Raw genomic sequence first — 9,310 nt, forward strand, 5'->3', positions numbered from 1 at the left:
GATTCGGCGCATCGCCCGCGGCGCTCCATGCTGACTCTGGCGGGCGGCACGGTGGGCACGCTGTTGCTAGCCTGGATTGTGTTTGGGCTGGCGCGCCAGCGGCGTAGGGCGTGGCAACTCGCGGCGCGGGCGCGCCAGGGCCGGCAGGCGGATGGCGCCTTGCAGCGCGCGGGCCTGGCCAGCGCCACCGATGCCTTCCTGGTGTGCGATGCCGGTGGCCGTGTCCAGATCGCCAGCGCGGCGGCCACTGCGCTGTTCGGCAAGGCGCCGGACCAGTTCGCCGGCACCGCCATCGCCACCTTGCTGCCCGATGCCGCCACGCTGGCCGCGACGGCGCTGGAGGGGCGGCTGGAGAGCCACGCCCGCAGGTCCGACGGCACGACCATTCCCGTGCGCGTGGCCGTGGCGCCGGTGCCCGCCGCCGGGCCCGGCCGGGTGCTGTGGGTGGTGACCGACCTGAGCGCCATCCGCCGTGCCGAGCTTGCCGCCGCCCAGACGGCCGAGCGCAGCGCGCGCGTGCTCGATCACACCGCGCTGTGCGTCATCACCTTTGACCGCAACGGCACGGTGACCGGCATCAACCGCGCCGGCCAGCGCATGCTGTGGTACCAGGCCAGCGAGGTGGCCGGTCGCATGCGCTATCTGGATTTCCTCGATCCCAAGGAGGTCGTGGCACGCGCTGCCGTGCTCACCAACGAGCTGGGCGAGCCGGTGGCCCCCGGCTTGGCCGCCGTGGTCGGCAAGGCCCGGCTCGGGCTGGCCGACGAACAGGAGTGGACCTATGTGCGCAAGGGCGGCTCGCGCCTGCCGGTGCAACTGACGCTGACCGCGCTGCCCGAGGCGCGCGTGTCCGGCGGCACGGGGGACGCGCCCGAGCCGGCCCTCGCTGGCGAGGCCGCCATCGGGGGCCTGGATGCCGGCGGCTATCTCGCCATCGCGCATGACCTGACGGAGCGCAAGCGGGCCGACGAATACATCCGGCACCTTGCGCATCACGACGCCCTCACAGGCCTGCCCAACCGCGCTGAGCTTCATGCACGCACGGAACTGGTGCTGCAGCGCGCGCTGCGCAAGGGCGAGCGCATTGCGCTGCTATTGCTCGATCTCGATCAGTTCAAGCGCATCAACGAATCGCTGGGCCACCACATCGGCGATGAGGTCCTGCGCATCGTGGCCGATCGTCTCAAGGCCGCGGTGCGCCACGCCGACCTGGTCGCCCGCATGGGCGGCGACGAGTTCGTGGTGGTGCTCGACCCCTTGAGCCAGGACAGCGAGGCCGAACTGGTCGCCGCCAAGATCCTGGCCCGCTTGTCGGAAGACCTGCAGCTGGGCAACCAGCGCCTGCGCGTGACGCCCTCGATCGGCATGGTGCTGTGCCCCGACGACGGCGATAACCTTGCCGACCTGCTCAAGAATGCCGATGCTGCCATGTACGCGGCCAAGCGCCGCGGCGGCGCGCAGCTCAGCCGCTTTTCCAGCGAGATGGCCGAGGCGTCGATGGCACGGTTCACCATCGAGGGGCTGCTGCGGCGCGCGCTGGCCACGCAAGCGTTCAAGCTGCGCTACCAGCCCATCGTCGATGCGGCCACGTTGCGCATTACCGGCGTGGAAGCGCTCATTCAATGGGAAACCCCCGAGCGCGGCGTGATCCCGCCGGCAGAGTTCATCCCGATTGCCGAGCAGAGCGGCCTGATCATGCCGCTGGGCGAGTGGATCCTGGCCACGGCCTGCCGCGAGATCCAGCAGTTGCGCAGCGAGCTTGGCGTGGAGCTGGATGTGGCGGTGAACATCTCGCCGCTGCAACTGCGCCAGGAAGGGTTTCCCGCCATGGTCACGCAGTGCCTGGCGGCCGCAGGCCTGCCGGCTTCGAGCCTCACCATCGAGGTGACGGAGGGCATCCTGATCGAGGGCGGCAGCAAGACCATCGACACCTTCGAGCGCGTGCGCGCGCTCGGCGTGGGATTGTCGATCGACGATTTCGGCACGGGTTATTCGGGCCTGGGCTACCTGACGCGGCTGCCGATCGACAAGCTGAAAATCGACAAATCCTTCGTCGACGACGTGGCGCACGAACAACATCACCAGGCCGTGGCGGCCGCCATCATCACCCTTGGCCACCAGCTGCACTTGCAGGTGGTGGCCGAAGGCGTGGAGTCGCCCGCGCAGTTTGCGTTCCTGCGCGAGCACGGCTGCGATGCCGTGCAGGGCTACCTGTTCTGCCAGGCGGTGCCGCTTGCCGGCCTGATGGAGATCTGCGCGGCAGGCGGGGAAGCGGCCATGCAGGCCTACGCGCAACGGGTGCGGGCAGCGCCCTGAGGCGCACCCCCAAAATCCGCCAATACCTGCATCGGGATTCTTTGCCCAACTGCCACACGGCTGGCATGCGCCGCTCCTATGCTGCCCGCTGTTATCAAAGCGCAGAGGGTTGTCCATGCAAGCAGGTGAGTCCGCGCCGGGCCGCGCGTTCCTGGCGGTCGAGCAGGTAGGCAAGCGTTTCGCGGGGGCGGGAGGGTTCCAGGCGCTGGACGGCGTTTCGCTGTCGGTGGCGCAGGGGGAACTGCTGTGCCTGCTGGGTCCTTCGGGTTGCGGCAAAACCACTTTGCTGCGCATCATCGCGGGGCTGGAGCGCGAGGACACGGGCCGTATCCACGCCGGCGGGCGCGAGCTGACCGGCTTGGCGCCGCAGGCGCGCGACTACGGCATCCTGTTCCAGTCCTATGCGCTGTTTCCCAATTTGTCGGTGGCCCAGAATGTGGCCTACGGGCTGCAGGGCCGAGGCATGGGACGCGCGCATCGCGAGGCCCGCGTCGAGGAAATGCTGTTGCTGGTAGGCCTGGCAGGCAGCGAGCGCAAGTTCCCCGGGCAGCTCTCGGGCGGCCAGCAGCAGCGCGTGGCACTGGCGCGCGCGCTGGCGCCGGCCCCATCGCTGCTGCTGCTCGACGAGCCGATGTCGGCACTCGACGCGCGGGTGCGCGAGCATCTGCGGCTGGAGTTGCGTCAGTTGCAGCGGCGCCTGAACGTCACCACCGTCATGGTCACGCATGACCAGGATGAAGCCATGGCGATGGCGGACCGCATCGCCGTGATGGAGGGCGGGCGCATCGCCCAGGTCGGCACGCCCGGCGAGATTTACGGGCGCCCGGCCTCGGCCTTCGTGGCCGAGTTTATCGGCCAGGCCAACTGGCTGGATGGCCGCCTCAGCGGGCGCGATACCTTCAGCGTGGGCGAGCTCGACCTGGCCGTATCCCCGGCCCGTGCCGGCGAGGTAGCCGAGGGCGCGGCCCGGCTGTGCTGCCGCCCGGAAGCCATTCGCCTGCACCCCTTGGAAGGCGAGCCCAACCGCCTGCTGGCGCGCATTGTCGACCAGACCTATCTGGGCAGCCGTTACCGCCTGATGCTGGAGGCCGACCGCCTGCCGGGCCAGACGCTGTTTGCCGATGTGCTGCGCGAGGAGCGCCACCTGCTGCCGGCGCCGGGCAGCCACAAGTTCTGGGTGTCGCTGCCCAGCCAGGCGCTGCAGGTGTTCGCATGACGCGCGCATTGCCCGCGGCCGCAGCGAAGGCCGATAGCGATGCCACCGTCAGTCGCGGGCGTGCCGCCGGCAGCGCGGCGGACCGCATCGCGCATGCCGCACCCGCCGCGATGAAGTGGCTCTGGCTTGCCGGGCTGGCCGTGGCGCTGGTGCTGCCGCTGCTGGCGCTGTTTGGCCAGGCTTGGTTCGACGAAGCCGGGCGTTGGGCCTTGCCCGCGCGCGCGGCCGAGCTTGTCGCCAATCCGAATTTCCTGCCGCTGCTGGGACGCAGCCTGGCCGTCTCGCTGACCGTGGCCGCGCTGGTGGTGCCGCTGGCCTTCGGGTTTGCCTACGCGCTGCAACGCTCCCGCATCGCGTTCAAGCCGCTCTGGCGGGGCATTGCGTTGCTGCCGCTGTTTGCTCCTTCGCTGCTGCCGGGCATCGCGCTGGTCTACCTGTTCGGCAACCAGGGCGTCTTCAAGGGCGCATTTGGCGCCGGCGGCATCTATGGCTTCTGGGGCATCGTGCTGGGCGAGGCCTTCTATACGTTTCCCCATGCGCTGATGGTGCTGATGGCCGCGCTCTCGCTGGCCGACGCGCGCCTGTACGAGGCCGCGCGCGCCATGGGCGCTTCCGCCTGGCGCACCTTCCTCACGGTGACGCTGCCGGGCGCGCGGCATGGCCTGTTTGGCGCGGCCTGCCTGGTGTTCACACTGGTGGTGACGGATTTCGGCGTGCCCAAGGTGGTGGGCGGCGGCTATCCGGTGCTAGCGCTGGAAGCCTACAAGGCCGTGGTGGGGCAACAGCAGTTCGCGCGCGGCGCGCTGATCGGCATGCTGCTGCTGTTGCCGGCGCTACTGACCTTCGGCGTGGATATCGCCATGCAGCGCCGGCAGCGCGCGCAGATGTCGAGCCGCGCCCAGGTCTATGTGCCGGGCCGCGACGTGCTGCGCGACGCTTGCTGCACGCTGGTGGTGATGGTGATCGGCGCCGCCTTGCTGACCATGCTGGCGGCGGCGGTGGGCGCTTCGCTGGTCAAGCTGTGGCCGTACAACCTGCAGCTCACGCTGGCGCATTATGACTTCGACAATATGGATGGCGGCGGCTGGCTGGCCTACCGCAACAGCCTGCGCCTGGCCGCGCTGACCGCGCTGGCCGGCACGCTGGCGATCTTCTTCGGCGCCTGGCTGACCGAGCGCACGCGCGGGCCGGCCTGGCTGCACGGCGTGCTGCGCGCCGGCTTTGTGTTGCCGATGGCGGTGCCCGGCCTGGTGCTCGGGCTGGGCTATGTGTTCTTCTTCAACGCGCCAATCAATCCGCTGCACGCGCTCTACGGCACCATGACGTTGCTGGTGATCTGCAACGTGGCCCACTTCTACACCACTGGCCATCTCACCGCCGCCGCCGCGCTGCGCCAGCTCGATGCCGAGTTCGAGGCAGCCGCGCTGTCGCTTGGCGTGGCGCCGCTGGTCACCTGCTGGCGGGTGACGGTGCCGATCTGCCTGCCCGCGCTGATCGATATCTTCCGCTACCTGTTCGTCTCGGCAATGACCACGGTATCCGCGGTGATCTTCCTCTACAGCCCCGATACCGTGCTGGCCGCGATCTCGGTGCTGAACATGGACGACGCCGGCGACACCGCGCCCGCCGCGGCCATGTCCACGCTGATCCTGCTGACCTCGGCACTGGCCTGCCTGCTGCTGATGGGCGCCGCGCGCGGCTGGCTGCGCCGCACGCAAGCCTGGCGCGCGCCGGCGCCTTGATTCGCCATCGCTCACAAGCCCCGGCGCCACGACACGCGTTTCACGACCCGAATTTCACGACACGCCTTCCAAGGAGAAACCATGACTCACCTGTTCCGCACCGCCACCGCCGTGGCCGCCTTCGCGCTGCTGGCCGGCGCCGCCCATGCCAATACCGTGCTGACGGTTTACACCGCGCTGGAGGCCGACCAGATCGCCGCCTACAAGGCCGCGTTCGAGAAGGCCAACCCGGACATCGAGATCAAGTGGGTGCGCGACTCTACCGGCATCGTGACCGCCAAGCTGCTGGCCGAGAAGGCCGCGCCGCGCGCCGACGTAGTGTGGGGCCTGGCCGGTTCCAGCCTCGCCATCCTCGACAAGGAAGGCATGCTGCAGCCGTACGCGCCGAAGAACCTGGCGGCGGTGGACGCGCAATACCGCGGCGCCGCCAACCCGCCGGCATGGGTCGGCATGGACGTATGGGGCGCGGCAATCTGCTTCAACACCATCGAGGCGCAAAAGCAGGGCCTGCCCAAGCCCACGTCGTGGGCCGACCTGACCAAGCCGGTATACGCCGGCAAGATCGTCATGCCGCATCCGGCGTCGTCGGGCACCGGTTACCTGGACGTCAGCGCCTGGCTGCAGATGATGGGCGAGCAAAAGGGCTGGTCCTACATGGACGCCCTGCACAAGAACATCGGCCTGTATACGCACTCTGGCTCCAAGCCTTGCAAGATGGCGGCACAGGGTGAGTTCCCGATCGGCATTGCGTTCGAGTACCGCGCCATGAAGTCCAAGAAGGAAGGCGCGCCGATCGACATCGTGCTGCCGTCCGAAGGGCTGGGCTGGGACATCGAGGCTACCGCGATCATCAAGGGCACCAAGAACCTGGATGCGGCGCGCAAGCTGGCCGACTTCTCCGCATCGTCCGACGCCATGGCGCTGTACGAAAAGAATTTCGCGGTGCTGGCCATCCCGGGCATCGCCCAGCCGGACCCGCTGCTGCCGGCCGACTACGAGAAGCGCCTGATCAAGAACGACTTCACGTGGGCCAGCGCCAACCGCGACCGCATCCTCGCCGAGTGGAGCAAGCGCTACGAAGGCAAGGCCGAGAAGAAGTAAAACCCGGCGATCAGCGTCAGCCGGCAAGCCCGGGCAAGCGGTGCGCAATCCAGCGTGTGCTGCTTGTCCGGGCGCTTTCATTGACGCAAAGCATGGTGGTCCACGCAGAAACGGGTACGTTATTCGTCGCATGAGGAGTTGCGGCAAAACGACCCCGTTTGGGCGTTTTTGGCAGGCATTGTGCGGGGGAAATGTGAGGGGAGACGAGGGCGTGAATGCGGACGCAAACCGCCCCGATGCGAGCGCCGGGCGCTGCGCATAGGCGGCCGAGCATGGCCGCCGTGCTGGCAATCAGTTGTGGGAAGCTTCCGAGGGATCGTTGCGCGAGTGCAGGCGGCGATACAGGTCGTCCACATGGCTGCGGCTGCTGCGCAACTCTTCCCGCCCACGTTCCGTGATCAGGTAGACGCGCCCGATGCCGTCACGCAGGACGCTTTCCATGTAGCCTTCCATCTGCAAGGCGCGCAGCAAGGGACGGACGGTGCCAATGTCCACCTGGAAGCCGTACTCCATCAGCATCTCGGCGAGCATGGCCACGGTGGCCGGCACCTCGACGGCGAATTGGAGGACGTAAATGCGGGCTAGCAAGCCAAGGAACTGTCGTTTCATGACGGTGCAAACGCGGCATCTCGCATTGTGGTTGACGTTGTTTTATAGTTGTGAACTCTGCGCCGCAAAAAAAGAAGCCGCCACGTGAGTGGCGGCTTGTCGGGAATGCGTCGGAGGGGTCAATTAACTCTGGCGCAGATCAGATTTTAAAATAACTAAACACGACTTGTCACGCAACTAGTGTAGCTGTCCCCTCTTTGGTAGGGTGCCTGCGTGGTGATTCTGCTTAAAAGTGGATAATGATCCGCTCGTTTGCGGCTGTTTCGGGCAGGGAAATGTCCGAAACCAGCTAGCGGCCCCAATGCCGTCGGGGTTTAATCCGGGCACCCCATCCTCGTCTTCCCTCGCCGCCATGAAACCCGCCGACCTGATTCGCCTGCTCAGCCTTGCCGCCATCTGGGGCGCCAGTTTCCTGTTCCTGCGGATCGGCGCACCCGTGCTGGGCCCCCTGACCGCCGCCTTCCTTCGTGTGTTGATCGGCGCGCTCACGCTGGCGGCCTGCCTGATGATGATGCGCATGCGCTTGGACATGCGCGGAAAGTGGCGCCAGGTCATGGCGCTGGGCGTGATCAACTCCGGTATCCCGTTTGCCATGTACTCGTTCGCGGCGCTGTGGCTGCCGGCCGGATACTCCGCGGTGTTCAATGCCATGACGCCGCTGATGGGCGTGCTGATTGGCGCGCTGTGCTTTAGCGAGCGCCTGACGCTGGCCAAGGCCGGCGGGGTTGTGCTCGGCGTTGCCGGCGTGGCGGTGCTGACCCGCACCGGCCCGGTAGCGTTCTCGCCCCAGGTGCTGCTCGGCGCCGCCGCCTGCCTGGTGGCGACTGCCTGCTATGGCTTGGCGGGCTTCCTGGCGCGGCGGTGGATCACTGCGCAGGGCGGCCTGGACAGCCGGCTGGTGGCAACCGGCAGCATGTTTGGCGCCACCCTGTTCCTGCTGCCGTTCAGCGCGGTAGCGCTGCTGCGCGAGAACACGCTGCCGGCCGCAGGGCCGGGCGTGTGGATGGCGATGCTGGGTGTGGGGATGGTCTGCACGGCCATTGCGTACATCCTGTACTACCGCCTGATCGCCGACCTGGGCCCGGTCCGCTCGCTGACCGTGACTTTCCTGATCCCGCCGTTTGGCATCGTCTGGGGCGCCATTTTCCTTGGCGAGCAATTGTCGTGGGCACACGCCGGCGGCGGGGCCCTGATCGGGATGGCGGTCTGGCTGGTGCTGCGCCCCGCCGCCCCGGCTGCGAGCGGGAATGCGGCGGTGCCGGGGCCGGGCCGGCCCTGAAGGCGGAAGGCTCTAGCTTGCCGCGCTTCCCGTGCTTAGCGGAAGCGGTAGGTCACCGCGCCCATGGTAGTCCACTGCTGGCGCCGGTCGGTGATCGGGCTGCTGGCCGCATCGCCCTGCAGCCGGGCAAAGGTCACTGAGGCCAGCGCGGACCAGTTGCGCGAGATCTCGTAGCTGACGATGCCATTCGCGTGCCACTCGCGCAGGCCGGCGCCCACAGCGTGCGTCTGCAGGCCGGAACGCGCGCTCTGCTCTGCCGTGACGCCGAAAAACGTCTGCATGTACTTGCCGTTGGTCCAGGTCAGCCCTGGCCCCAAAGTGAATAGCCACTTACCCGCTGGCAGGCTGAACAGCACATCCCCATTGGCAATCAGGCCCTGGCCCTGGCCCGCGATATCCTGCGCCACATCCGCCGAGAACGTCACGAACGATACCTGTGCCTGTGCGAACGCGCGCGCCCGCATGGTCATGTTGACATCGCCCAGGCCCTTCAGCCGGCTGTCATCCTTGCTCTTGCGCCAGGTCGGGTCGAACTGGAAGTCTGCGCCAATCTGCCAGATATCGTTGTTGATCGCATAGACCCCGAGCAGGTCGAAGCCGCGCGAGAAGAAGCGGCCGCCGTAGTCGATGTCCTGGTAGATGATCGGATAGACGAGCGACTTGCGGGAGCCGGGGAAATCCGGCGCAACGTAAATGCCCGGGCCGGCGGAGATCTTCCAGTTACTGGCGGGAGCGCTGGTGGCCGGGACGTCAGGCGCTGCCCAGGTGGCTGTGGTGCCCAGGGCGAGGGCTAGAGCCAGGAATGCGGGGCGGGGCGCGAAGGGGATGGGCATTTGGACGCGGGGCGGGTTGGGGTGGGGCCGCGCTGCGCGCGGGGGCTAGCGGGGGATTTTAACTGGAGGGGGGATTTGGTGGGGGGATGGGTGGGCGACTGCAGCTTAACGTCAAGGACAACTGCAACTGCAACTGCTTAACGTCAAAGTCAAAGGCAGTTTCACCTCCCCTGCGGGGAGGCGACCTACTTTCTTGTCTCGCCAAGAAAGTAGG

The 9,310-nt window shown here is 67.6% G+C and carries 7 protein-coding genes; 5 read left to right on the forward strand and 2 right to left on the reverse strand.

The features are described 5' to 3' along the window. The 4 genes from ACYP5B_RS38325 to ACYP5B_RS38340 form a co-directional block, all read left to right on the forward strand. On the forward strand, positions 1-2,316 hold a 2,316-nt coding region (locus tag ACYP5B_RS38325), incomplete at its 5' end, for a sensor domain-containing protein (protein ID WP_459573048.1). A 115-nt stretch (positions 2,317-2,431) separates the two neighbouring features. Continuing rightward, positions 2,432-3,532, forward strand: a complete 1,101-nt coding sequence (locus ACYP5B_RS38330) for a putative 2-aminoethylphosphonate ABC transporter ATP-binding protein (RefSeq protein ID WP_459573049.1) — start codon at positions 2,432-2,434, stop codon at positions 3,530-3,532. After that, positions 3,529-5,274 carry a putative 2-aminoethylphosphonate ABC transporter permease subunit gene (locus tag ACYP5B_RS38335; protein WP_459573050.1) on the forward strand — a complete coding sequence of 582 codons (1,746 nt, stop codon included), beginning with the start codon at positions 3,529-3,531 and terminating at the stop codon, positions 5,272-5,274. The genes ACYP5B_RS38330 and ACYP5B_RS38335 overlap by 4 nt, the downstream gene beginning before the upstream one ends. Positions 5,275-5,355: 81 nt before the next feature. After that, positions 5,356-6,375 (forward strand): putative 2-aminoethylphosphonate ABC transporter substrate-binding protein, encoded by a 1,020-nt coding sequence (locus ACYP5B_RS38340; protein WP_459573051.1) that lies wholly within the window; start codon positions 5,356-5,358, stop codon positions 6,373-6,375. 291 nt (positions 6,376-6,666) lie between these two features. On the opposite strand, the gene ACYP5B_RS38345 is transcribed toward ACYP5B_RS38340, so the two are convergent. Further along, the gene (locus ACYP5B_RS38345; RefSeq protein WP_400097363.1) at positions 6,667-6,984 is read right to left on the reverse strand and encodes a PadR family transcriptional regulator; all 318 of its coding nucleotides are present in this window, start codon (positions 6,982-6,984) and stop codon (positions 6,667-6,669) included. 352 nt (positions 6,985-7,336) lie between these two features. Here ACYP5B_RS38345 and ACYP5B_RS38350 point away from each other — a divergent pair, with 352 nt between their 5' ends. Continuing rightward, positions 7,337-8,263: a DMT family transporter gene (locus tag ACYP5B_RS38350; RefSeq protein WP_318236192.1), complete on the forward strand. Its 927-nt coding sequence runs from the start codon at positions 7,337-7,339 to the stop codon at positions 8,261-8,263. Between the two features lie 35 nt (positions 8,264-8,298). Here ACYP5B_RS38350 and ACYP5B_RS38355 read toward each other — a convergent pair whose 3' ends face one another. Beyond that, positions 8,299-9,096, reverse strand: coding sequence for a MipA/OmpV family protein (locus ACYP5B_RS38355; protein WP_459573052.1), 798 nt, complete (start codon positions 9,094-9,096; stop codon positions 8,299-8,301). Positions 9,097-9,310: the final 214 nt, after the last annotated feature.

Source organism: Cupriavidus sp. 8B, from assembly GCF_054589115.1.

Bases quoted from the DNA above. Each gene is read 5' to 3' on its own strand.
- ACYP5B_RS38330 (WP_459573049.1), top strand. From the start codon at position 2,432: ATGCAAGCAGGTGAGTCCGCGCCGGGCCGCGCGTTCCTGGCGGTCGAG.
- ACYP5B_RS38335 (WP_459573050.1), top strand. From the start codon at position 3,529: ATGACGCGCGCATTGCCCGCGGCCGCAGCGAAGGCCGATAGCGATGCC.
- ACYP5B_RS38340 (WP_459573051.1), top strand. From the start codon at position 5,356: ATGACTCACCTGTTCCGCACCGCCACCGCCGTGGCCGCCTTCGCGCTG.
- ACYP5B_RS38345 (WP_400097363.1), bottom strand. From the start codon at position 6,984: ATGAAACGACAGTTCCTTGGCTTGCTAGCCCGCATTTACGTCCTCCAA.
- ACYP5B_RS38350 (WP_318236192.1), top strand. From the start codon at position 7,337: ATGAAACCCGCCGACCTGATTCGCCTGCTCAGCCTTGCCGCCATCTGG.
- ACYP5B_RS38355 (WP_459573052.1), bottom strand. From the start codon at position 9,096: ATGCCCATCCCCTTCGCGCCCCGCCCCGCATTCCTGGCTCTAGCCCTC.